This window comes from Amorphus sp. 3PC139-8 (assembly GCF_040750475.1).
Lineage (GTDB): Bacteria > Pseudomonadota > Alphaproteobacteria > Rhizobiales > Amorphaceae > Amorphus.
Map to the genome: position 1 here is coordinate 43311 of NZ_JABJVY010000030.1, position 22348 is coordinate 65658.

Annotated in this window: 25 protein-coding genes, 2 tRNA genes and 1 pseudogene; 18 read left to right on the forward strand and 10 right to left on the reverse strand. The window is 62.6% G+C overall.

Going from position 1 to position 22348, the window contains the following annotated elements:
* Positions 1-144: 144 nt before the first annotated feature.
* On the reverse strand, positions 145-1020 hold the full coding sequence (locus HNS03_RS21880) for a hypothetical protein (RefSeq protein WP_367198183.1): 876 nt from the start codon (positions 1018-1020) through the stop codon (positions 145-147).
* 327 nt (positions 1021-1347) lie between these two features.
* Between HNS03_RS21880 and HNS03_RS21885 the strand changes: the two genes are divergently transcribed.
* Both HNS03_RS21885 and HNS03_RS21890 read left to right on the forward strand, forming a co-directional pair.
* Positions 1348-1434, forward strand: a tRNA-Leu gene (locus HNS03_RS21885).
* Between the two features lie 255 nt (positions 1435-1689).
* Positions 1690-1766 (forward strand) — tRNA-Met (locus HNS03_RS21890).
* A 171-nt stretch (positions 1767-1937) separates the two neighbouring features.
* Here the strand turns inward: HNS03_RS21890 and HNS03_RS21895 are convergent.
* Positions 1938-2147: a hypothetical protein gene (locus tag HNS03_RS21895; RefSeq protein WP_367198184.1), complete on the reverse strand. Its 210-nt coding sequence runs from the start codon at positions 2145-2147 to the stop codon at positions 1938-1940.
* A 270-nt stretch (positions 2148-2417) separates the two neighbouring features.
* Between HNS03_RS21895 and HNS03_RS21900 the strand changes: the two are divergent.
* The 11 genes and pseudogenes from HNS03_RS21900 to HNS03_RS21950 form a co-directional block, all read left to right on the forward strand.
* Positions 2418-2951 (forward strand): annotated as a pseudogene (locus tag HNS03_RS21900) (transposase); the annotation flags it as partial.
* A gap of 253 nt (positions 2952-3204) precedes the next feature.
* The gene (locus HNS03_RS21905; RefSeq protein WP_367198185.1) at positions 3205-3393 is read left to right on the forward strand and encodes a hypothetical protein; all 189 of its coding nucleotides are present in this window, start codon (positions 3205-3207) and stop codon (positions 3391-3393) included.
* 81 nt (positions 3394-3474) lie between these two features.
* Positions 3475-3954 (forward strand): hypothetical protein, encoded by a 480-nt coding sequence (locus HNS03_RS21910; RefSeq protein WP_367198186.1) that lies wholly within the window; start codon positions 3475-3477, stop codon positions 3952-3954.
* Between the two features lie 170 nt (positions 3955-4124).
* Positions 4125-5144, forward strand: a complete 1020-nt coding sequence (locus tag HNS03_RS21915) for a fatty acid desaturase (RefSeq protein ID WP_367198187.1) — start codon at positions 4125-4127, stop codon at positions 5142-5144.
* Positions 5141-6013, forward strand: coding sequence for a transglutaminase domain-containing protein (locus tag HNS03_RS21920; RefSeq protein WP_367198188.1), 873 nt, complete (start codon positions 5141-5143; stop codon positions 6011-6013). Before HNS03_RS21915 ends, HNS03_RS21920 begins: the two co-directional genes overlap by 4 nt.
* A gap of 104 nt (positions 6014-6117) precedes the next feature.
* Positions 6118-7449 (forward strand): Na+/H+ antiporter NhaA, encoded by a 1332-nt coding sequence (nhaA, locus tag HNS03_RS21925; protein WP_367198189.1) that lies wholly within the window; start codon positions 6118-6120, stop codon positions 7447-7449.
* Between the two features lie 261 nt (positions 7450-7710).
* Complete coding sequence (locus HNS03_RS21930; protein ID WP_367198190.1) at positions 7711-7857, forward strand: hypothetical protein; 147 nt, start codon at positions 7711-7713, stop codon at positions 7855-7857.
* An 80-nt stretch (positions 7858-7937) separates the two neighbouring features.
* Positions 7938-8327 (forward strand): hypothetical protein, encoded by a 390-nt coding sequence (locus tag HNS03_RS21935; protein WP_367198191.1) that lies wholly within the window; start codon positions 7938-7940, stop codon positions 8325-8327.
* Positions 8328-8607: 280 nt separating this feature from the next.
* On the forward strand, positions 8608-9675 hold the full coding sequence (hflK, locus tag HNS03_RS21940; RefSeq protein ID WP_367198192.1) for an FtsH protease activity modulator HflK: 1068 nt from the start codon (positions 8608-8610) through the stop codon (positions 9673-9675).
* Positions 9672-10667: a protease modulator HflC gene (gene hflC, locus HNS03_RS21945; protein WP_367198193.1), complete on the forward strand. Its 996-nt coding sequence runs from the start codon at positions 9672-9674 to the stop codon at positions 10665-10667. The genes hflK and hflC overlap by 4 nt, the downstream gene beginning before the upstream one ends.
* Positions 10668-10744: 77 nt before the next feature.
* Positions 10745-11476 carry a replication protein RepA gene (locus HNS03_RS21950; protein WP_367198194.1) on the forward strand — a complete coding sequence of 244 codons (732 nt, stop codon included), beginning with the start codon at positions 10745-10747 and terminating at the stop codon, positions 11474-11476.
* Positions 11477-12483: 1007 nt separating this feature from the next.
* Here HNS03_RS21950 and HNS03_RS21955 read toward each other — a convergent pair.
* Both HNS03_RS21955 and HNS03_RS21960 read right to left on the reverse strand, forming a co-directional pair.
* On the reverse strand, positions 12484-13104 hold the full coding sequence (locus HNS03_RS21955) for an acyl-homoserine-lactone synthase (protein WP_367198195.1): 621 nt from the start codon (positions 13102-13104) through the stop codon (positions 12484-12486).
* Positions 13105-13195: 91 nt separating this feature from the next.
* Entirely contained in the window at positions 13196-13918 is a 723-nt protein-coding gene (locus HNS03_RS21960) for a LuxR family transcriptional regulator (RefSeq protein WP_367198196.1), read from the reverse strand.
* A 116-nt stretch (positions 13919-14034) separates the two neighbouring features.
* Between HNS03_RS21960 and HNS03_RS21965 the strand changes: the two genes are divergently transcribed.
* The 3 genes from HNS03_RS21965 to HNS03_RS21975 all read left to right on the forward strand — a co-directional run bounded on the left by HNS03_RS21965 (position 14035) and on the right by HNS03_RS21975 (position 16751).
* Positions 14035-14682 carry an AAA family ATPase gene (locus HNS03_RS21965; RefSeq protein ID WP_367198197.1) on the forward strand — a complete coding sequence of 216 codons (648 nt, stop codon included), beginning with the start codon at positions 14035-14037 and terminating at the stop codon, positions 14680-14682.
* Position 14683: 1 nt separating this feature from the next.
* On the forward strand, positions 14684-14911 hold the full coding sequence (locus HNS03_RS21970) for a hypothetical protein (protein WP_367198198.1): 228 nt from the start codon (positions 14684-14686) through the stop codon (positions 14909-14911).
* A 247-nt stretch (positions 14912-15158) separates the two neighbouring features.
* On the forward strand, positions 15159-16751 hold the full coding sequence (locus tag HNS03_RS21975; RefSeq protein WP_367198199.1) for a type IV secretory system conjugative DNA transfer family protein: 1593 nt from the start codon (positions 15159-15161) through the stop codon (positions 16749-16751).
* A gap of 57 nt (positions 16752-16808) precedes the next feature.
* Here HNS03_RS21975 and HNS03_RS21980 read toward each other — a convergent pair whose 3' ends face one another.
* From HNS03_RS21980 to HNS03_RS21995, 4 genes are all read right to left on the reverse strand, one after another.
* A complete protein-coding gene (locus HNS03_RS21980) occupies positions 16809-17147 on the reverse strand; it encodes a type II toxin-antitoxin system RelE/ParE family toxin (protein WP_367198200.1) in 339 nt (112 codons plus the stop codon).
* Positions 17144-17401: a type II toxin-antitoxin system ParD family antitoxin gene (locus tag HNS03_RS21985; protein WP_367198201.1), complete on the reverse strand. Its 258-nt coding sequence runs from the start codon at positions 17399-17401 to the stop codon at positions 17144-17146. The genes HNS03_RS21980 and HNS03_RS21985 overlap by 4 nt, the downstream gene beginning before the upstream one ends.
* 74 nt (positions 17402-17475) lie before the next feature.
* A complete protein-coding gene (locus HNS03_RS21990; RefSeq protein WP_367198202.1) occupies positions 17476-19146 on the reverse strand; it encodes a relaxase/mobilization nuclease domain-containing protein in 1671 nt (556 codons plus the stop codon).
* Positions 19136-19678, reverse strand: coding sequence for a hypothetical protein (locus HNS03_RS21995; protein ID WP_367198203.1), 543 nt, complete (start codon positions 19676-19678; stop codon positions 19136-19138). Before HNS03_RS21995 ends, HNS03_RS21990 begins: the two co-directional genes overlap by 11 nt.
* Before the next feature lie 427 nt (positions 19679-20105).
* On the opposite strand from HNS03_RS21995, the gene HNS03_RS22000 reads away from it, so the two are divergent.
* Positions 20106-20258, forward strand: a complete 153-nt coding sequence (locus tag HNS03_RS22000) for a hypothetical protein (protein WP_164516654.1) — start codon at positions 20106-20108, stop codon at positions 20256-20258.
* A gap of 93 nt (positions 20259-20351) precedes the next feature.
* On the opposite strand, the gene HNS03_RS22005 is transcribed toward HNS03_RS22000, so the two are convergent.
* Positions 20352-20567, reverse strand: a complete 216-nt coding sequence (locus HNS03_RS22005) for a hypothetical protein (RefSeq protein ID WP_367198204.1) — start codon at positions 20565-20567, stop codon at positions 20352-20354.
* Between the two features lie 385 nt (positions 20568-20952).
* Here HNS03_RS22005 and HNS03_RS22010 point away from each other — a divergent pair, with 385 nt between their 5' ends.
* Positions 20953-21225: a hypothetical protein gene (locus HNS03_RS22010; protein WP_367198205.1), complete on the forward strand. Its 273-nt coding sequence runs from the start codon at positions 20953-20955 to the stop codon at positions 21223-21225.
* Between the two features lie 124 nt (positions 21226-21349).
* On the opposite strand, the gene HNS03_RS22015 is transcribed toward HNS03_RS22010, so the two are convergent.
* Positions 21350-21715, reverse strand: coding sequence for a phosphoglycerate kinase (locus HNS03_RS22015; protein WP_367198206.1), 366 nt, complete (start codon positions 21713-21715; stop codon positions 21350-21352).
* Positions 21716-22348 lie beyond the last annotated feature (633 nt).

Sequence of the window (22348 nt, forward strand, 5' to 3'; positions counted from 1 at the left end):
GCGTTTCGGGGAGAAGCGGAAGCCGGTTCCCTATCCGTAAACGGGTTAAAACAATACCGTAGATATGTTCCGCGTTTACGCTCAGAGCGGAACAGCTCTGACGGATGAACGCTTATTTGGTTCTCCAACCGTCGTGCTGGCGGATCAGAATTCGTACCAGAGCGAGGCGAAAGCGCCACGTTCCTGCAGCGCGGAGACGCCGGCGATCGTACCGGTGAGGCCCACCTCCAGCCCGATCCCGTCGCGGATCCAGCGGACCACGCTCGCCTGCAGCTTGTCGTAGCGATAGCTGGGGCCGGACCCGACCGAGATCGTCGAAAAGGATTGGGCAAGCAGCATCCAGCGCGGTGTCGGTTTCAGCCCGAGCGTCAGATCGATATGAACTTCGTCGGCGGCATCGCCTTCTGTAACGCGGTAGCCTGCCTGCGCATCGACAAAGCCGGGGCGGCCGAACAGCGAAAAGCTGCGGCCGATCAGGAGCCGGGCATCGAAAGCGGCAGGCTCGCCATCGAGCCAGAGGCCGCTATCGTCGAGGCCGGGCGTGTAGGCGATCGCCTGGGCGGACATCACCATCCGATCGGTATGGGCGAGACGAATCCGGCCACCGGCACCTGCGAAGCTGCGCTCCGTGTCGCTCTGGCTCTCAAGCCGGCCTTCGGTCTTCAGAACGCCCGTCAGCCAGGGCGTGATGCCATATTCGACATGGGCCCTCAGCTCGAACTTGCGGTAGTCCGGGATCGGCTGCAGCCGGCCGTCGGCATCGTAGGCGTTGGCAGAACCGGTGAAGCCCGTGGTGATGATCGCAACGCCGTCGCCCGGCTCGAACATCCACGCGCCGCTCAAGGCCGGCGAGGTAGCTCCGGTGACAATCAGCAGCGCGGCGAGAGCGGCCCGCAATCGAGGCATCCGCCAGGGAGCGCGCTGCGTGAGCCGCGCGGTGATGCGCAAAAGGCAGAAAAGGTGCGCGGCGGGCCGCGCACACCTCCCACCTTCCGCCGTTCGCATCGGAACGTCGCCCATCGCCCCCTCCAGGTCAGTTGGATCTTACAATCCTAGGGCAATCCTGGGTAGAGGATTCGCGCGGCTCCGCTTCGAGCGTCTGCGGAACGGCTCGATCGCGGGGGCGAAACGCTGCACCGACTGGTTTTCACAGTCCGATATTTGCCCGCGAGCGTGCGGCGTGTGGAAGGCAAATGACGGGAATGAGCCCCTTGGGCCTCGCGGATGCCGCGTCGGTCGTTTCCTGTAGGTGGCATCGCCGAGCGGCATGAGACGACTTGCGCACCCGATGCCTTTCCCGGTACAGCACCGATACGAGATCGGTGGCGCGTTGGCGCGATCGATCCGGCGGGTGTGGCGGAATTGGTAGACGCGCTGGATTCAAAATCCAGTTCTGGTGACAGAGTGTCGGTTCGATCCCGACCACCCGCACCACAACCCCGGGAAACAGCGCAATTGCAGAAGATGTTTGTGGCCCGACGGGCGCGCGATCTGTCGTCGCTCTGACGCGGAATCGTGGACCTTCGGCCGAGAGCCGTTCCGTCTTTTGAGGGGAAGGTCGGTCGCCGACGGCGGCAGTTCGGACGCTTAAGAGCAGGTTCCGGTGGATGACCCGGTCGACATGACAAAAAAATGTCGGGCGCCCCTTTAACCTCCGCGGGCCCTTTGCTACATGAGCGTCACCGCTGACGCGGGGTGGAGCAGCCCGGTAGCTCGTCAGGCTCATAACCTGAAGGTCGTAGGTTCAAATCCTACCCCCGCAACCAAATAAGACGCTGAAATCACAGCGAAAACCGGAAAGTCCCGCGCCGCAAGGCCGGGGCTTTTTCGCGTTTTGGCACATATTTGGCACACTCAGCGCCAACGCTTCTCCTGTTGCGCCAACAGCCATCAACAGCGGAACTGCAAACACCCGCCCTTTGAGGCAGGCGGGAAGGTCAGGATTCCTCGACGGTCGTCTTCGGATTCCGTTTGGCCGTCGCGCCACTGACAAAGCGCCCGCTCCTGGCGCTACGCGCCGAACCGGTCGAACCGCCACCGGTCTTCTCGAACACGGTCGTGTTCGGGCTGCGCTTGCCGAGTGCGTTCGTCACGTAGCGACCGCTGACTGCGCCACGATAATGGCCGCCGGATTTCCCCTTTGCCATGGGTCTCGGCCTTCTGATTAGCGGACCGCCGCTCGCGCTTAGCAGTCCGGAAGGTTGTCGAGATTGTTCTTCGAGATCTTGTCCGCGGTCGTCCGGTTTTAGGGCGTGTCTTACGGTCGCCGAGAGTGCGCCTTTGCTTGGGCACGACCTCGTGCTGTTCGTTTACAGGCGGAGTTTCTTCCGCCGATAAGTGTCCGGCCCAAAAAGAATTGAGTGATTTCAGCTCGTTGTGATTCCGTCGTTGTGGGCAACAACCGATGGAGCCGCAAGATGTGGACCGAAATCCCTCGACCGAAGTATGAGCGCAGCGACCTGCGCTACGCAACCGACGTAACGGATGCGGAGTGGGGGTTGATCGCGCCGTATCTGCCTGAGCCGCGAGCGCTGGGGCGGCCGCGCGAGACCGAGTTGCGCGAGGTAGTCAACGGGATCTTCTACATGCTGCGGGCTGGCTGTGCGTGGCGGCTCATTCCGCAGGAGTTCCCGCCGCGCTCGACGGTGCAGCGCTACTTCTACGCTTGGCGCGACGACGGTACCTGGCAGACGATCAATCATCTCCTGGTCATGGCGGCCCGAGAGGCCGAGGGCCGCGAGGCCAGCCCGAGCGCCGGCGTCATCGACAGCCTGTCGGTCAAGACCACCGAAAGCGGCGGCCTGCCGGTCTCCGGCATCGTCCACGGCACCGGCATCCAGGATCGGGACGGCGCGCCCGCTCTGCTCGCTGGCGTGCGGACCGCCTACCCCTGGCTGCGTCACGTGTTCGCCGACGCCGCTTATGGCGGACCCAAGCTCAGCAGTGCGCTCGAACGCCGAAGCATGGCTCTACCTCGCCAGCGTCCAACTCCTTGTCGGGCGGATCATAAGAGCCTGAAATCGCACAAAATATTCCGAGTCAGACTCTAAGACGTAGTCATGGGGCATATAGATTCTACTTGATTATGTCTTTCCAACTCCCAATATAACTGAAACTGTGCCCAGAGATAAAAAATGAAAAGGTGTAGCATGATGATGTAAATAATAATTATACATTAAGAATCTTAAAATAACAGGCGGTGATATGGAAAAAACATCTAACATTGCGGACGAAACCGATGAGAACAATATAGAAAACGAGATGGAAAGGTACGGAATTATTCGGGCTTCGATCGATGTTTATCACTACAAAGAGTTTCGCTACACGAACTTCTCAGATGCACTTCAGCAGGCTAAGCGTGACGAGCGAGCTGCGAAAAAGCAGAGTAAGTAGTAGGCTTTTGGAGTTGAGCATCTTGAAGTGCACGCTTCGACGGTCGACTGCAAATGGCCTTTGGCGACAAGGAAGATTCTTATGGCGCGGAACGCCACAGATCCTCTACACGGCCCGGAGACAACCGATCTAGAAAGGCGTGTTCTGGCACACGAGCGTATTCTCCAATCGCTCATCGCGTACATGTCCCGGACCGAGCCGCGTTTTGTCGAGCACCTCAGGGGGCGTTTCGTCGAGCCGATGGCGATGGCTCGCCATGAGCATGATTATCGGGATGTCGATGATTACGCGGAAGAATTCATTCGCGCGGTAATGCGGCTCGGGGAGACCCCCGAGCGCAAAAACACGAAGGAACGACAGGGAGCCGCGTCTGCAAGCGTGCCGAGGGGGGAGTGCACGCCTGCGCCACCGCTTCCTCCCGTCGTCCAGCCCGATAGAGTTCAACTCAAGGAGAGGGGCGGAATTTGGGAGGTCAGAGTGGATGGCGCGTTTCAAGGCGACTATCGCTTAAAAGATCACGCGCTTGCCGCAGCGGCACTGGCGAAACTTTCGCTTCGGTAACTGGCGAAAAGACTGCATTCGGTGCCGCGAGCTTCACTGCAAAAAAGCTTGAAAATGCCGATTCATGAGCCAAGCGTGGCCAAGATAACAGTGTGCCGGATCCATTCTCCGGATACGCTGACACTCGGGCGCCACCGAGCCAATATATGATGTCGCGCCGAAGGGAAAGCATGACCGAACAGCCCGACCTCCGCCACCATGCGAGGTGCTTCCAAGCGCCCATATTGGGTAAGAGCCTCTCCCAGACGATCACGTCGTTCGGCGGCTTCTTCGCCACCTGTGCCGTCATGTATGTGTCGATCGACGTATCCTACTGGATCTCCCTCGCGCTCGCACCGCTGGCCGCCGGTTTCCTGGTCCGTATCTTCATCATCCAGCACGACTGCGGGCACATGTCGTTGTTCCGGGGACGCCGCGCAAACGATATCCTCGGCTTCGCGTGCAGCTTGCTGACGCTGACACCCTACGCGTCGTGGCGGCGGCAACACGCGGGCCACCATGGGATTTGGAACAACCTGGACCGCCGTCAGAGCGGTGCCGACATCTATTCGTCCTGCCTGACGGTGGCCGAGTATCGCGCGCTGAGCCCATGGCAACGTTGGTGGTACCGAACGGCCCGACATCCGCTCGTCGCCAATATTCTCCTTCCGCCGCTGGTCTTTCTCGGCCTTTATAGGGTTCCCTTCGATACACCACGAGCATGGCGACATGAGCGGCGCGCCGTCTACATCACCGACGTGGCGCTGGTCGCGATGTTCGGCGGGTTGGGCCTGCTGCTCGGGTTCGGTGAGGTCGCGGCCGTGCAACTCCCGATTATGGTGGTGGCCTCGATCATCGGCGTTTGGCTGTTCTCGGTGCAGCATCGTAGCGAGACGACGCAGTGGGCCCGTCGCGATGATTGGGACTTGGTCTCGGCGTCGTTGCGAAGTTCGACCTACCTGTGCCTGCCCGCTGCTCTGCAATGGTTCACGGGCAATATCGGCTATCACCATGTGCATCATCTGAACCCACGTATCCCGAACTACCAACTGCAGGATTGCCACGCGTCGATATCGGCGTTGCACGATGTTCCGACTCTGTCTCTCCGAAATGGGCTTCGCGCCGTGAACTATGTTCTGTGGGATGAAGATCGTGGCCGGATGGTCACCTTTCGTGAGGCGGACTGGACCATGGTCGGGTCGCGCGCTTGACCACGCTGACGGTGCATCATCGTACGACCTACCGCTACCGCGCGCCGATGGTGTTCGGTCCGCACCGCTTGATCCTGCGGCCGCGGGAGAGCCGAACCCTGAGACTGCACACACATGATCTGGCGATTTCTCCCACCGGCATCGTGACCTGGGCGCACGATGTCGCCGGCAACGCCGTTGCGACGGCGACGTTCGCCGGGCAGGCGGACACGCTGGTCATCGACAGCGTTGCTGAACTGACGCTCGATGTCGACGAATGGCCGGTCTTCCCCATCGCCGCCTCGGCGACCACCTATCCGTTCCTGCTGAGCGAGGACGAGATGACCGATCTCGGCGCATTGCGGCTGCAGGCCTATCTCGACTCCGCGGGGCAGCTGCGCGACTGGGCGCAGGGCTTTGTCGCCGGCATGCGCACCGACACGCTGTCGCTGCTCAAGGATGTCAGCAACGGCGTCGTAGCGCAGATCGTCTACGAGGAGCGCGACGACGAGGCCGCGCAGACGCCGGTCGAGACGCTGGCACGCGGCCGGGGCTCGTGCCGCGATTTCGCGGTGCTGTTCGTCGATGCCGTGCGCAGCCTGGGTTTCGGCGCGCGGATCGTGTCGGGTTACCTGTACGATCCCGACCGCGACGCGGTCGGTTCCGCCGGAGCGGGCTCGACCCACGCCTGGGCGGAAGTCTACGTGCCTGGCGCCGGCTGGATCATGTTCGATCCGACCAACCGCAGCGTCGGCGGGTTCAACCTGATCCCCGTCGCCGTGGCCCGCCACATCCGCCAGACGATGCCGGTTTCCGGCAGCTTCGTCGGCGATGCGGCGGCGTTCGAAACACTGGACGTGAAAGTAACTGTGGACCGCGCGTCGGAGTAGACACCTCCGATGGCGGTTTGTGTGACACAGTCGTCGGGCCGCGGTCGGCGGCGCCCAAGACCTGCCGCGCCATCGCGCGGGCCCGAAGCGATTGAAGAGGCTGCATGAACGACCGAAGCAGCACGGACCTGCCGCATGCGATTGCCGACCGGATCACGAAGCCGTTCGCGCGGTTTCTGAAGATCGAGGCGGCGGCAGGGGCGCTATTGTTCCTTGCGGCGCTCTCCGCGCTGGTCCTGGCGAACTCGGCCTGGTCAACCCCGTTCCTGGCGTTCTGGGAAACGCCGATCGGCCTTCATTTCGGGGCGCTGGACTTCACCCGTTCGTTGCGCCACTGGATCAACGACGGGTTGATGACGTTCTTTTTCTTTGTGATTTCGCTGGAACTCAAGCGGGAGCTCGTTCTCGGCGAACTGCGGAACCTGCGAGCGGCGGCGCTTCCGTTTGCCGCCGCCCTGGGCGGTATGATCGTCCCGGTGTCCATCTATCTGATCCTCGTGGCCGGTGAACCCGGAATGCACGGATGGGGGACCGTGATGGCCACCGACACGGCGTTCGTGATCGGTTGCCTCGCGCTCTTCGGCTCCCGCATCCCGCCGGCTCTGCGCCTGTTTCTGTTATCGCTGGCGATCTTCGACGACGTGGGAGCGATCCTCGTTGTGGCTGTGGGATATGGTGAAGCGCTGAACTGGCCCGCCCTCGCGCTCGGGGTGCTTGGGCTTGGCATCGTCGCAGGCGCCGCCCGCCTCGGGATCAGAAGCATACCGATCTATTTCCTGATGGGCGCGCTGATCTGGCTGTGCTTCGATGCCTCCGGAGTCCATGCGACGATCGCCGGTGTCGTCCTGGGGTTGATGACGCCGACCCGCATATGGGTGAGTGATATTCGTTTGCGTGCGATCCTGGGGCGCGTGCTTGCCTATCCGTCAGGCGAGCACTGGAGTGGAGACACCGCCGATCGCCGTGACCTCCGACAGGCCGGTAGAGCAGTTGCGGAATCGCTTTCTCCGGTGGAGCGGCTGGAAATGATGCTGCATCCATGGGTGGGGTTCGCGGTCATGCCCATCTTCGCCCTCGCCAATGCCGGAGTCGCGATCACCGGCGCGGACCTGGGCCAGTCGGTCTCTCTGGCGATTCTTGCGGGCTTGGTCCTGGGCAAGCCGGTTGGCGTTCTCGGCTTCAGCTGGCTCGCGGTGAGGCTCGGCCTGGCTGCCCGCGGAGCCAGCCTGAGTTGGCCCTTCCTGGCCGCCGGCGCCTTCCTGACCGGCATCGGCTTCACCATGTCGTTGTTCATCGCGGGCCTTGCCTACGCCCCGGCGATGCTCAGCGCCGCCAAGCTCGGGATCCTTGCCGGCTCCATCTGTTCCGCTGCAATCGGTATCTCGGTGCTGGTCTGGCTGACGCGGCGGAAGAGAGCATTCCCGGACGCGGCATAAACCGTTCCCAGGCTGCTTCGAACGTCGATTACGGTCTCGAGCGGCCAGCACATGGTCGCCATGCACATGTGTCGGATACGCGACTATTCCGGGACCGGCGCATTTGTGCCCCAGACAGGGCAAAAAAACATCATCTTAACACTATAATTTAATTCCCTATAAATGATGTTAATATTTTCAAGACATTGCAAAAATACATCGTCAATACCATATTATATTAAGCGGACAAATCATTGCCCGCTTCACCCGAAAGGGGTTCCAATGTCCTTCAAGAATTTTTCAGCGTCGCAAGCCGCCCCGAGCAACGACAAGCCGGACGACAAGACGAAGGTCGCGCCGGCCGTCGGTGAGCCGGCGGCACAGCCCGCCAAGAAACAGGACGAAGCCGCGCCTGCGCAGAAGTCGTAGGAAGCGGAACGGAGGGGGTGATCCCCCCCCCCCTTCCGTCTTCCCCGACTGTCGGCGTCGTCGCCAACCGGAGTCATCCGATGACCGTACGCACGACAAAAAAGACCGTCACCTTCGTTAAATCCTTCAAGCTAGGTGACTTCGATGAGGTTCTGCCGCCGGGCACCTACAATGTGGAAACCGACGAGGAACTTTTGGAAGGCCTGTCGTTTCGCGCATATCGACGGACTCTGACCCTGATCCACCTGCCAGCCAAGTCAGGGCTCCCGGGGCTTTCGCGGACGCTGACGATCGATCCCGACGAACTGGATGCGGCCCTCAAGCGCGATGCGGCGTCAGGCACGGCTTCGCAGAAGCGAGCGCCCCTTCAAGCGTCATCCAGAGGAACACCGAAATCACTCGAGGTCGAGACCGACCGTCGAGCGGTGGATCGCGCTGAAGACGAAGGGATGGTCGTACATCGCCGCTAGCGGGCCTTGGTGCTGTTTCCGAGTTCGGTGCAGCGCAAGAGGTGCGGCTCCAGCGCTCCAAGAATGGCGGCGAGCGTAGGCGCAAACGTTGGCAGTTCCCCGGAGGTTTCTGGAGGCCGCTCTGTGAGGGGTAGAAGCCCTGCCGCGGCGATACCGGGTGAAGTGAGCCTCGAATAGATACTGTTCGACGCCACGATCCAATGGCACATGCCTTCGGACGGCTTCTCCGAAGCCTTCGTTCGTGTCCTCATCCTAAATCTACCGAAAAGGTACTTCTTCCATGCCGAGTCAGAACGATGAAGGCAGCCGGGGCGGCCCCTGGGGCGGTGGTGTCAGACAAGGCGCCGATTTCGAGGACATGGTCCGACAGGGGCAGGATCGCCTCAAGCGAATGATGCCGAGTGGCGGCGGTCCGCGCACCATCGCCACCATCGCCCTCCTGGCGCTGGTCGCCTGGGGTGCATGGTCCGCCTATTACACGGTGCCCAGCGACTCCGTCGCCGTCGTGCAGCGCTTCGGGAAGTATCTCAAGGATGTCCCGCCGGGCTTGCATTTCAAGCTGCCACTCGGGATCGACGCCACGACGATTGTGCCCGTCAAGCGGCAGCTCAAGCAGGAGTTCGGGTTCACGACCCCGGGTGCCAACGATCCATACCAGAGCCCGTCGCCCCGCGACGCGACGCGGGAAACACAGATGGTCACCGGCGACCTCAATGCCGCCTTGGTCGAATGGGTCGTTCAATACCGAATATCGAATCCCCGAAATTTCCTTTTCGAAGTCCGCGAGCCGAGCGAAACCCTGCGCTATGTCTCGGAATCCGTCATGCGGGAGGTGGTGGGGGATCGCACGGTGGACGAGGTGATCACCATCGGCCGACAGGAAATTGAGGTCGAGGCGCTGACCAAGATGCAGGCCCTCGCGACCAAGTACGCCATGGGGATCAGCATCGACCAGGTGCAGTTGAAGAACATCAATCCGCCCCAGCCGGTGCAGGAATCCTTCAACGAGGTGAACCAGGCCCAGCAGGAGAAGGAGAAGCTCATCAACGAGGCCCGGCGCGACTACAACAAGGTGATCCCCTTGGCCGAGGGAGAGAAGGATCAGCGCATCCGCGAGGCCGACGGCTACCGCCTGAAGAGGATCAACGAAGCGGAAGGCGACGCCGCCCGGTTCAGCGCCCTGCTGACGGAATACAACAAGGCCCCGGAGGTCACGCGCCGGCGCATCTATGTCGAGACCCTGCAGGACGTCATGCCGGGGCTCCGCTCGAAGATCATCGTCGACGACCAGGCACGGAGCATCCTGCCACTGCTCAACCTCGACTCGCCACAGGGAGAGAAGCCATGAACAGGGTCGCAGTGATTGCCGTCGCGGGACTCCTTGCCGTCGGGACTTACGTTTCGATGAGTTCGATCTATACGGTAAGCGAAGTCGAGCAGGCGATCGTCACCCAGTTCGGCAAGCCCGTTGGCGAGCCGGTCACGACGGCTGGCCTGAAATTCAAGGTGCCGTTCATCCAGGACGTCAATCCGATCGACCGGCGGGTCCTCGAGTGGGATGGCAACCCGTCGGACATGCCGACCAAGGACAAGCTTTACATCTCGGTGGACCTCTTCGCCCGCTGGCGGATTACCGATCCCCTCCAGTACTTTCTTCGGCTGCGCGATGAACGCAGCGCCCAATCACGCCTTGATGACATTCTCGGTAGCGAGACTCGCAACGCCGTCGCCAAGCACGAGCTGATCGAAATCATCCGCACCACAAAGGATCGTGTGCCGTTGCGCGATACGCTGCTGACCGAGGCGGAACGCGAGCAGGATATCGGCTCGCTCGTGCCGATTTCAAAGGGGCGCAAGCTGGTCGAGGACGAGATCTTTGCCGCGGCGGCTGAGAAAGTCCGCGTATTTGGCATCGAGCTTCTCGATATCCGGTTCAAGCGGATCAACTATAATGAAAGCGTCCGGCCCAAGATCTACGACCGGATGATCAGCGAACGCCGGCAGATCGCGGAACGTTTCCTGTCGGAAGGCAACGGCGAGGCCGCCAGAATCCGCGGCAATCGCGTGCGCGACCTGAACAAGATTCAATCCGAAGCCTATCGCCAGGTCGAGGAAATCCGCGGCATGGCGGACGCGAGAGCCACCGAGATCTATGCGAGAGCCTATAATCAAAGTCCGGAATCTGTAGCGTTCTACGAATTCACCCGAACCATGCAGGCCTATAAGGCGATGATCTCCGAGAACACGACGATGGTTCTTTCCACGGACAGCGACCTGTTCAAGTTCCTGAAAGGCATGGATCCGGACAGCGAAGGTAGTGGTTCAGACGCCAAGCACTGATCGGGTAGTTTGAAAAATCCGACCTCGGCTGGAGTCGTTTATGATACGATAAAAAGAACAAAACAGGAAATATATATATGAATCCTAATTACACGGAGCACGACGATCTTTCTGATTTAGAGCCCATCGACGGTGTAACGTCGCCGGGCGCGCTGCCGGTCGAGGAGCCGGCGAACGACAACAATCCCATACCCCGCCAGATGTCGAAGCTCTTTACCTCGGCTATGGAAATCGAGGTCGAGGAAGCCAAGGAGGCGGGTGCTCTCGGTTTCATGGCGCGCGCCATGGTGCAGGCCAGCATGCCGCACCGACGCGTACCCGGGAATGAGTTCTCGCGCACGAACGGCGCGTTCACCATGACAATGCTGGCTCCCTCAAAGGTCGGGTTGCCTTATGGCAGTATTCCGCGGCTGGTGACCGGCTTCCTGACCACCGAAGCCGTGCGCACGGGGGAACGTGAAGTCGTCCTGGGTCGAAGCCTGAGCAAGTTCATGTCGGAGCTCGATATTGCGCCGACCGGCGGTCGGTGGGGGTCAATCCCGCGGCTACGCGATCAGATGACGCGGCTTTTCGCCTGTTCGATTTCCTGCACCTACACCTCCAAAGGGGCAGTCAGTCTGGAAAACGTCAACATCGCCGACACGGCGTCGCTGTGGTGGACGCCCCACCAACCCGACCAGGCGGCTCTCTGGGAAAGCACGGTCGTGCTGTCGGAGCGGTTCTACAATGAGATCACGCAGAACCCCGTGCCAATCGACGTCCGCGCCCTGAAAGCGCTGAAGCGATCCCCCATGGCACTAGATGTCTAGCTCTGGCTGACCTATCGCATGTCCTATGTAAAGAAACGGACTCCCATTCCCTGGGCAGCATTACAGCTTCAGTTCGGGGCGGATTACCCGACAACGGCGCAAGGCCGACGTGATTTCAAGAAGGCGTTTCTTCGCGCGCTCGCAAAGGTATCCGTGGTCTACCCGGCGGCCCGCATCGATGCGGACACGTCGTCAGACAAACTCACGCTTCTGCCAAGCCGTCCGCATGTGGGGCGCTTGTAGGCCGTAATCGGCCAGCCGGTCAAAATTGTACGCATAAACGCTCCCGCCTTCCGGGTGAACCCCACCTCGAATTCGTCAATAGTGACCGGGGCTTTCGACGTTTTGAGCCTGTACAGCGCGGTTTCGGATGAGAGGAAGTTTTTACGCATAAACGCTCTCGCCCTCTATGGGTGTTGGTCTGTGCAAAATCCTGTGAATAGGAAAAGTTATCCACGCATAAACGCTCCCGCCCCGGAAGTGGCGGATTTGTTGTGGTTCTAAAAATACGTACGCATAAACGCTCCCGCTTTTACGCATAAACGCTCCCGCTTTTACGCATAAACGCTCCCGCATTACCTATATGTACCTGTATTATTAAATACCTGTAGTTGGGATTGGCGATTGGGGGTAACTCGATTTTGTGAGAGTCTGGAACAGGTTACGAGGTCACGACCTGACCACCAATTGCTGCGGCAGCATGTGGCGGGGTTCTGCCCAATTACGTGCTGCCCCGTTTTCCTGCTTTGGATAGAGGGAAAGGGCCGGTGCGTCGCGGCGCGCGCAGCAGATGGCGCCGGCCGAACCTGCTGAGTATCGCACTGGCTGGGGCGCTGGCATTCTGGGACTCAACAACACTGAGCTTGCGCCAAGCCAGATTGCTTTTGAAGGTAATGCGGCCTGAGCGGCCGCTCTGTTCGTTCTGTAATTGTGTCCGGTGTCACCCCTCCCCCCGGGGTGGACAACGCAACAGAATGGCCGTTTAGGTCACTTGGCGGGCCATCCTGCTACGCAACAGCCGCCTCCCGCCCGAGCTCGTGCAGGTTTTTTAGGACGTTGCCATCGACGGCGGCGCGTTTGCGAATGCGGAACAGATATTCTCGTGAGACGGTCAGCCGCTCGGCCGCTGCGGTGTCGGTGCCGGTCTCCACCGTGCCGCCCATACGTTGGGGATCCCAGCCGGCCCGGCGCATGATTGGCTCCATCCGAACGTCGGAGACGGAAACATAGGCGCTCAGCCCCCGATCGACGCCGAACTCCAGCATCCCGGCCATGAGTAGGGCGGCGATGCTGCGGGGCGCGCGGCCATGATCGGCACAGAAGCGCGTGCTCTCCCAGATACGGGCATCGCGCGGCGGCTCTCCGTCGATCAGGTTGGCGAAGACGTCGCCCAACAGATAGGGGCCGGTCGTGGGCAGAAGCCGAGTGCAGGCGTCGACGCGGCCCTCGGCGTCCCGGTGGACGAGATAGTGGGCGTCCGGGGTATCGAACTGGTCGAGCTCCAGGCCGTTGATGACGCTCACGCCCCAGCCGAGACGCTCGCTGAAGACCTGACGGCGGAGTTGGTGCATGGACGCCAGCGCGTCCCAATGCAGATGGGCGTTCTCTTGCGATATGATGGACAGCACATGTCTTCCTCCCTTGGTTCCTCGTGGTGTCCATAGAGGGAGAAAGCTCGGGACTTGTCATCCCGGTAAACGTACGGGGGCACGGACTCCGTCACGGGTTGATGAGCCCGCTCATCGTCGCACGCAGCACCGCCTCCATGCTGTTCGCGGTGCCGAGCTTCCGGCGGACGTTCTCCATGTAGTAGTGGACGGTGCGCCGGCTGATTCTGAGGATGGCGGCGATCTCCCACATGCTCTTGCCCTTGGCGTACCAGAGCAGGCATTCGCGCTCGCGCGCGGAGAGCTGCATCGGCGCCTGCCGGGCGCGGCCGAAGCCCCCGAGGTCGCGCAGCGCATTGTGGAAGGCCAGCGAGATCAGATGCACCTCATGGCCGGAGCGGGCTAAGAGCCGGGTCAGGGCTTCGGGCGCCTCGTCGGACACCATGGAGGCCATGGCGAGCGCGCCGTTGGGGCCGTGAATGGGAATGCCGACGCCTTCCGCAACGCCGAATTCCTCGGCCTCGTCGAACATGCGCCGCTGGTCCGGCGTCGGCTCGATGCCGAAGGAGAGCGCGCTCCACTGGAACGGCGTGACCTGGCGCGGGCCGAGACGCACGACGGGATCGATCAGGTGATAGCCGCTCGCGGCGTAGTGGGCGTGCCATGCCTCCGGATAGGTGGTGAGGATGAGAGGCTCTTCGTCGACGATGGTATCCGCATGAACAACCTGATAGGCCCACTCCCGAAAACCCAGATCGGCAAGCGCAAGAGAAAACAGATGCTCCAGCTCCGCCGCATCGTGTGCGTGGCGGATTTGATCCAGAAAGCTGAACACGGGTGTCTTTATTCAGTAATCCTCCTTTTTATATTTACTTATGGAAATTGACGAAAGGAAGAATTGATGATTTACTGAATTGTATATTTAAGAAAACAAATAAAAGGTAGTTTGAATTGATTATTGGAGTTGTTTCCCAGAAAGGCGGGGTCGGCAAGAGTACGCTGGCGCGTCTGGTGGCGCGGGAGTACGCGCAGGCCGGCTGGCGGGTGAAGATCGCCGATCTCGATATCCAGCAAGGCACCGCGTTCAGCTGGCAGGCGCGCCGCCTCCAGAACGAACTGGAGCCGCCGGTCGCGGTCGAGCGCTTCGGCACCGTGGCGCAAGCCATGCAGGCGGCCGGCGCCTATGACCTGATGGCGCTCGATGGGCCGCCGCATGCGAGCATGGGCACGCGGCAGATCGCGGAAGCGAGCGATCTCGTTCTGCTGCCCACGGGACTGGCGCTCGACGATCTGGAGCCGTCCGTGCTGCTCGCCCACGAGCTGCGCAAGGCCGGCATCGACGCGGGCCGGATCGCCTTCGTGCTGAGCCGTGTCGGTGACAGCGAGGCCGAGCTCGACGAGGCCCGCGCCTACATCGCCCAGGGCGGCTATCGCTGCCTCATGACGACTTTGCCTGAGAAGACCGCCTATCGCCGCGCCAGCGACGAGGGCCGGGCGCTGACCGAAACGCGCTTCGCCTCGCTCAAGACGCGGGCCGATGCGCTCGTCCAGGAGGTCGTCGACCTGATCGAAACCAACGGCAAACGGGAGGCCGCATAGCATGACGAAGATCGCCCCACCCCAACGCACGACCAAAGGCGCGCCGCCGGCGCTGAGCGAGACGCTCGACAATCTCGATCGGTCGGAGGCGGCGGACCTGAAGCCGCTCAACTTCAAGGTGCCGGCGGAGTTTCACCGGGAGTTCAAGGCGCACGCCGCCATTCACGGCATGTCCATGGTGGACCTGCTCAAGGAAGGCTTCGATCTGGTGAAGGCGCGTAAGGGGTAATCTATTCATTATTTGTATAAATGACGAAATCTTCAACCCGCTAAACGTACGGGTTTGCAAATTGAAAACGATGCTACCAAATAAATAATGTCGTCGAATCCCGCTGGTTATACAAGTCACAGGGACATTGAACGGGATCCGGCGACATCTCTATTCTATTTATTATCCATTCCGATTTCCAGACGTCAGCAAAATAATTTTCGACGCATGACATAAACCCTCGGTTATACAAGGAGGGACATTTGTCATGTCATTCATTCGTCTATTGTGGCGGACGCTGCGGTTCGCTGTCTTCGATCTACCGAAATGGGTCATCATCCTCGCGGGACTCTATCTCTTTCTCCACTATGCGGCCCAGACGCCTTTCGGGGCGGCGATCATCACCGGCTTTGCCCTTCTGGTCTGCTTGCCTGTCTTTCTCGGCCTGTGGCGGTATGCCCGCCGGCCGCGACAAGCCTATGGCTCCGCCTCGTTCGCCAGGGGCAAGGAGCTGCGCCAGGCCGGGCTGCTCACCTCAAAGGGGCCGATCATCGGCAAGCGCGGCGACCGGTTCCTGCGCTACGACCGGCCGGGCCATCTCCTGACCTTCGCGCCGACGCGCTCGGGCAAGGGGGTGGGCGCCGTGGTGCCCAACCTGCTCGATCATCCGGGCTCGGTCTTCGTCACCGACATCAAGGGCGAGAACCATCGCATCGCCGGCGGTTACCGCGCGGAAATCGGCCGCGTGGTGGTCTTCGCGCCCTTCGATCCGACGATCTCGAACGCCTTCTACAACCCGCTGGACTTCATCCGGGTCGGCACGGCCAGCGAGGTGGACGATGCCCGCTTGATGGCGGAGATGATCGTCGCGGCGAAGGCGGATGAGGCGGATCACTTCGAGCGCGAGGCGCGCACATTGATCATGGGGATGCTGCTTCACCTCGCCCGCGACATCGAGCCCGAGCTCCGGACACTCCACCAACTGCGGGTGATGTTGATGCGGTCGGATGAGGGCTTCGTGAAGGTGCTCGAAGGCATGCAGGGCTCCGAGAGCGCGACCGCGGCGCGGATCGCCGAGGGGTTCTCGCAGAAGGAGGAGCGCGAGCGCTCAAGCGTCGTCTCCACCGCACAGGACAGCATGTCGATCTTCGAGAGCCCGCAGCTCTCGGCCATGACCGCCAAGACCACCTTCGACTTCGAGCGGATGAAGGATCGGACCTGTTCGGTCTTCGTGATCGTGCCGCCGGAGTACGTCTCGTCCTATCAGCCCTTCATGCGGTTGATGGTGGGCATCGCCACGGCGGCGATGAGCCGCAACACGCATGTCCCGGACACGCCGGTTCTGTTCCTGCTCGACGAGCTGCCCGCCCTGGGGCGCATGCGGCCGATCGAGGATGGCATCGGCTATCTCGCCGGGTACGGCGTGCGGCTCTGGCTGTTCGTGCAGGATCTCGACCAGCTCCAGAAAACCTATCGCAAGTGGCGCTCGATGATCGCCAACTGCGCCGTGCGTCAGGCCTTCAATGTCCAGGACCCCGACACCGCCGGCATGCTCTCCAGCATGCTCGGCCAGCGCACCGTGAAGGTGCATAGCGGCGGCCGCTCGGGGCGGCTGCCGCTGCTCGGTCTGGTGCACGCCTACAGCGAAGGGGAGAGCGAGACCGGCCGGCCGTTGCTCTCGCCGTCCGAGGTAACGCTCCTGCCGGACAGCCGCATGCTGGTCTTCGTGCAGGGCTGCCGGCCGATCCTCGCGGAGAAGATCCGCTACTACGCCGACGCGGTGTTCCAGCGGCGCCTGAGCCGTCCGGCTGAGGCCGCCCGGAGCGCCGGGTCTTCCAATCCAGAAATAACGAAAGGGTGAATTGATGAAATCGTTCTTGGAACGTGGCGCGGTGCCGGCGTTGACCGCTGGCATGGCCTATCGGTTTCGGTCGTATCCGCGCTCGCGTTTGATCGAGTGGTCGAGGCGGCATTGCAGGTCCATGCTCTCGTGAAGGACACGGACGACGACGGTGTCACCGTCGATGCGGTAGAACACCAAGTGGTGGCCGACCCTGGCACTACGATAGCCTTCGGCGATCTCGTCGCGCGCCGCGCCGATCTCCGGGGTCTCGCTCAGGCGTTGCAGCTTGTCGTGAATCGCCCGGAGGTATCGTCGCGTCTGTTCCCGGCCCCAGGTTTTGCGCGTGTAGCGGCCGATGTCCCTCAGGTCTTCTTCCGCTTTGGGCCGGATCAGGTATTTGCGCGAGTCGCTCAAGCGTTGCGATCCTCGATCGCCTCGCTTTCCACATCCTCGATCAAGACCTCGAAATCCAGCTCTCTGGGCGGGCCGCTGGCCTCGCCTGCCGCCAGCGCGTTCCGCAACTGTTCAAGCTTGAGGGTGTACACCTCGTCCTGTTCGGCGAGAAGGCGCAGCGCCTCGCGGATAACCTCGCTGGCATTGTTATAGAGGCCGGTTTCCACCTTCTGGCGGACCAACTCTTCGAGCTTCGGGGTCAGCGACACGTGCATGGCGGGTTCCTCCTACATGCCTATTGTTGGCCGCCAACCAAACATCGTCAATATTTGGTTGGCGGCATTGACCGTTAGTCGATGTCGATTTCCAGCCCGAGTGCCTTCTGCCGCTCGCGCTTACGCTGCCGCTCCAGGCTGCGTTCCTTGGCGCGCAGATAGGCGCGGTGAAGCTGCTCCTTGCGCTCGTCGGCGAAGCGGCTCCGACGAATCGCCTGTTCGGTCACCCGCTCCAGCGCGCGTGAGCGCGCCGCGATCTTGCGGATCATGATCTTGCGCAGCTCTTCGGGCGTGCCCGCCACGCCTTGAAGCATCCGGTAATCGTGGATCGCGCGGCTCTTCCGCTCCCGCGCCCGTTCGAGCTGGACGCGGGTCCGGTCCAGATCGTTCTTGGCCTCACGCCATTTGCGGCGACGCGCGCCGAGGTAGCGGGACAGGCGCTTGGCCTCCTGTCTCTCCGGATCGCGCCATTCGCCGATGCGGGTGCCGCGGGCCTCGCCCAGCACCAGCGGGTTCTCCTTCACCATGCGTTCGGCCTCGGCCTCGCCATGGGTCCGCTCCAGAATGTCCCAGGCGCTCTTGGCCGCGTAGGGATCGCGATAGACGCCGTCGAGAATGCGCAGCAGGCTGACGGTGCGCTTGCGGAACCATTCCGTGTTCGTATTCTCCCGCTCCTGAAGATACGTTTCCTGGCGCTTGGCATAGTCGATCCGGTTGCGCCCCCGACGGTAGGCGGCGTCGATCTCCGACCAGTAGCGGTAGTCCATGTCGAGCTGGTCGAGCCGCTCCACCGGGTTCTGCCTCGGCGGCAGGGCATCGTCGTTCATCAGCCGCTCGACAGTCCGCTTCTCGGCGGGCGTCATTCCTTCGGTGTCGACGCCGGAGGGGGCCTCGCGCCGTTGCGCGAGCTCGCGTGCCCGCTCGATCAGGAAGTTGCCGTAGGTCTGCTCGAAGCGGGCCTGGAGGCGGTCGCGCCGCACGCCCTTACCCAACTCCGAGAGCTTCGCGTAGCCCTCGCCGTCGGTGATGATGAGGCCTCGGCCCTTCATCTCCAGAGTGAGGCCCTTGTCGTTGAGACGCTGCGTCAGATCCTTCCACGAGCCGGCTTGCCAGAAGTCGTCGCGCAGCAGGGCGCGCAGGCCGACGATGCGGCCCTTGCCGAAGCGCGTGCGGGCCTCCCGATCCTCGCGCCTCGCCTGCCAGTATTCGGCATCGGTCGGGTTCGGCTCGTTGTCGATCTCGTGCTCGCGGCCGTACTCGCGATTGCGCAGCACGTTGAGCCCCAGCTCTCGGGCGCGCGTCTGGACGATCTCGGCCAAGCGGGTGCCGTCCCGGTGCCGGCTATGGGCCTTGTGGCGGGTCGGATGAATGCGGTTGACCAGAAAGTGCAAGTGCGGGTGGTCGGTGTCCTTGTGGGAATAGACCAGCGCCTGATGCTCGCTCAGCCCCATGTCGTCGAGCACCTTGCGCGCCACGTCCCGCTTGACCTCTTGGGTCACCTTGCCGGCCTCGGCGTCCTTCGGATCGAAGGTGATGATGAAATGGTAGGCGGGCGTCTTGCAGCGGCGGCTCTTAGCGGCCGTCGCTTCCATCACCGCCGCCGCGGCGCGCGGATCGGTGGTGTAGAGATTGCGCCCCTCGACGAACTCGACGCGGTCGGGGGAGAGGCCCTTGACCTGACCGGCCAGGTAGAGGCTGGAGGCCTTGAAGCTCTCCGGCTGGCGCTTGGGCACCTTAAACCGCATCTCTCCCGTCCGGGGGCGCCCCGGTCTCCGGCGGCGGCTGCGACACCGCGTCGTGGATCGGCTTCAGGACTTTCTGCACGGCGGTCAGCGCGTCGTGCACCTCCTGAAGGTCGAGCTCCTTGCCCATGTTGGCGCGACGGGCCAGCGCGTTCACCCAATGGCCGGCGGCGTTGATCTTCTCCAGATGCGCGTCGATCACCGGCGTCAGGTCGGTCCGCCCTGACACCGCCTCCACAAGTTGGCCCCCCACATATTTCGCCCAGTCCTCGTAGGTGGTCATGCCCGTCGCGTCGGCGAGTTGGCTGAGGTTCGTGGCGATCGAGGACAGTTCGTAGAGCAGCGCCGTCATGGCGCGCTCGCGCGGCGGCTTGGCCCTGGGCTTCTTGCCGGTCAGCATGGCACGGGCGTACTCGGCCATGGTGACGCCGACCTCCTGGGCGGCGCGCTCAAGGTCGCGCTTCTCGACGGGGGTGAGCCGGACACGCAGATACTCGGTACGGCGCTCTTCCGGCTTGAGCGGCGGGCGGGCCATCAGCGGCGCCCTCCGCGTGCGGCGGGCAGGCCTCGCAGAGCAAGATTGACGGCGCTTGAGACCCCGTGAGGGGGTCGAATGTCGCGGAAATTGTTGTACCCCAAAAACTCTCGACGGCTCCCTGGGGAGCCTCGATTCAAGACTTTTTGGGGTACAACATCCATCTTGCCTCCCTACTGAAGTTACACTTCTACTCACCCCCTTATGGGGCCAACTTCCAGCGAGAGCAAGATTCATACTGACAGAGCAGTGAGTTAATCACTATCGGAACCAACGGAATACTAGCCGAGATGAACCCCACCGACAAGTTTCAATCACCTTCTACCACACACAACGGCCCCCAACGCGCCTTGTCTCCCGGTCAGGCTACGACCTATTGGGCGCCGCCATAAGCCCCCGGATGAGAAACCAACGAAGGGAATGGCGCGTGTGGACATATGTGATCCTGGGGCTCGCCGGCGCGGCGAACGTGGCCGGTCTGGTGGCGGCGCAGACGCCGCCGTTCAAATGTCTGAGCATGTTCGGAATCGTCGCGGCGGCCGTGGCCGCGATGCTCGTGCATCACCGTCGCCGGCGGTAGGGCGACCGCCTGGTGGGGGATGGCAGGTTGCTTTCGGCGGACGGCACTCTGCCGACCCGCCGACGGCGTGGGCCGTCGGCGGGGCGGCTTGGCTCAGGCGGCGCGCTGGCGAAGCCGCGGGTTGCTGTCCAGCATCGCGATCACGCAGCTCCACGGGGACAGGCCGGCGTCGTAGGCGGCGGCGATGTCGTGCATGTGGTCCGGGCCGAGCTCTTCGCCGCTCTCGATCATTAGCGCGTCCTCCACCTCGATGACGAACGCGTCCCAGCTCTGCTCGGCGAGGGTGTCGATGGCGGTCAGTCGGTTCATGGCTTTTCTCCTTGCGTTGGTTCCGTGCCGCGTCGCCGCGGCCTTCATGGGCGACGAAAGGCGGACGGCCGAGCCGTCCCGAGCGCACCGTCAGGCCGCAGCGGCAGCGGAGGACGCGGAGGCGCGGCTTTGTTGCCGCGCGAGGAAGCCGGCGCAGCCGGCGGGGAAGAAAGCCGCGACGACGCGTTGCGCCGGGCGGCGCCGGACGCAGGTTCGCCCAGTGAAGAAGGCCGCTTGCGACGCCGGAACCAGCGGAAGGGGGGAAGACATCGACGGACGCCGAGACCATCGCCGGGAGCGAAGTGGACGTGGGTGGCCTCGTCAGGTGAGGCGCTTGTGGTCGAGTCTAGAAGAGGGAAGGAACCCACATGGAGGATCATCGCCGATGACGACATCCCAAGACCCAGTGAGCGTCCGCATCGAAGCGGGGCTGTACGAGTTCACCTTCGCCCTGCCGCCGGATGAGCTGGACGACGCCGTGACCCGCGCCAGGCGGTGCGGGCTGACCTTCGACGCCTTCGTCCGTCAGAATATGTTCGGGCCGGACCCCGAGCGCTGTCTCGGGATTGCCGAGGACTGGCCGCTCGATGCGCGGCTGATGGGCTGGCGCATTCGCCTGCCCGACGATGTCAGGCGCCATTTGCAGGCGAGCGCATAAGGAAACAACATCGTCGGCACGCTGCGGGCGCCAATCGTCCGGTCAAGAAGACGGCCCCCCGTCCTGCAGAGCCCCGCACGCGAAAGCCGCCTCCGGAGAGGCGGCTTCGTCGTGGGCGACCTGGCTACCACCACGATGTGTAGAAAACGGTGGCGCCGGCCTCGATGAGTTCGCGCGCCTTGGCGACGAAGGTGAGATCGCCCTCCGTCTCGGAGCCGTCCGATGCGCCGAAGAAGAAGCCCTCGGTGTGCGGCAGTGCGCCCGCCCTGATGTCGGCCTCCAGCCGGTCGAGGTCGGCTGCGGTGAGCTGCACGTTGACGCAGTTGAAGACGGGGCTCGCGCCGCCCTTCTCGCCGTAGAGCCGCTCCATCCAGCCGTGCAGGTTGGGGTGCTTGCGCCAGTAGAAGATCTCCGTGGCGCCCTCGGCGCTGAAGTCGACCTCGTCGGCGATCTGCTGTTCGGTCGCGAAGGCATACATATCCAGTCCCATGTCTCGATCCTTTCAAAGTTGGTTGTCCGTCCCGAAGGACGCGGATCGACAGGCCGGGCGGGATGAGCCGGAGCCGTCATGCGCAACACGGGGGCTGGCGCGGGCCGCGCATTGACGGCGAGGCGCCGTCCGGCAGAGACGCGGACCCATCTGAGGGACGGCAACCGCAAAGGGATGAGACGGGACGGCGGCGGATGCCGCGACCGAACACTCAGTCGAGGCGAGAGTGTCGCGCTGTGTGGGGGGTACCGGGATGGGGCTGGTTTGTGCAGGCAGACGAAAAGCGCCGCCGGAGCGGCGCTCGTTAACGGGCGGCAGCGGTCAGTCGACGGGCACTTCGATCACGGCGTTCGGCGATCGGGACTGCTCGGCGATGAAGTAGCCGAGGCGGTTCACGAAATGGAACCCGCTCAGGACATAGAGGGTGTCATCGTCGGGTCAGTGCGGATTGTCGGTAGGTAGAAGCCCGGGACTGCGTGAGTAGATTTAACCGTCTCCATCGATTTAGCGTGGGATACGGCTGCGCAGGCAAACAAGCATCGCAGCGAACACCACAACGGCGCATCCGATGGCCAGGGGCGGTACCGGTTCGCCGAGAAAGAGGGCGGCCCATGCGAGGGCCGCAAGTGGCAG